This is a genomic window from Psychrobacter sp. 1U2, from assembly GCF_051847575.1.
In genome coordinates this window covers 1-864 of record NZ_JBPYDC010000742.1, presented here as the reverse complement: position 1 = coordinate 864, position 864 = coordinate 1, and the positions used below count along the sequence as shown (strand labels likewise).

Here is an 864-nt window from a genome sequence, read left to right as displayed (position 1 = left end):
CCCGATCTGGGTTGGTATTGGTAAAATACCCTTGATACTCTAGAACGTTACCTGGCTGCAAGCGCGTATTGGCATCTACAGGCACCAATGTCTCTTGTCCATTCGCATCCACGCTTATAAGAGAAGCTGTAATCTTGGTATCAACGGCTTGCATGTTTGAGTTGCTACCATTAGCATTTGCAACTGTCTTTACAGCAGCAGAGCCATCAAGTGCAGGCTCTGGTGTTGGCAGCATAGCTGACGCTTGGGTTGTGACTACCATCGCACCGATAAGGGTACCGGCGACGACTTGAAATAAGCGATGACCGCTCCAAGCAGTAAAAGGACTGGCTAAATGGTTTATTTTCTTCATGATATTCGTTATTCCTAGTTAATGTATCGGTAAAACAGTACTACTCAAGGTTTCTTTGTGAGACAAAGCTGTAATTTTTTTCGTATTTCTTCCTACATATTTTTCAAACACAGGTTATGTACTCTACATTATGCATTGAAAATACAATTTATGCGCGTCATCGATCATGTGATAGGGCTTAGCATAGCAAAAAGCTTTTATAGGTATACTAACCCCGTGTTTAGGTTGTGTATATAGACAACTGACCAAATTCAAACAGCGATCGTCAAAATAAAAAGATAGCTCATACCGACGTTTTTTGCTATGGTAAATCTTTGATATTCGTAAAATCTTTAATGTCTCTTATCTTTTACCATACCTACTATTATTGCTCCTACTATGACTATTAGCGCCATGCCCCAGATTAAACCTGAATACGTCCATTGGTTCCGTAACTCTGCGCCTTATATCAACACGCATCGCGGCAAGACTTTCGTGATTATGTTTGGTGGTGAGGCAGTCAATCATCCCAA

2 pseudogenes are annotated in these 864 nt (G+C 41.0%); one reads left to right on the top strand and one right to left on the bottom strand.

Annotation, left to right across the window (positions count from 1 at the left end):
• Positions 1-352 (bottom strand): annotated as a pseudogene (locus ACS8FD_RS18460) (hypothetical protein); the annotation flags it as partial.
• A gap of 378 nt (positions 353-730) precedes the next feature.
• Between ACS8FD_RS18460 and ACS8FD_RS18455 the strand changes: the two are divergent.
• Positions 731-864 (top strand): annotated as a pseudogene (locus ACS8FD_RS18455) (amino-acid N-acetyltransferase); the annotation flags it as partial.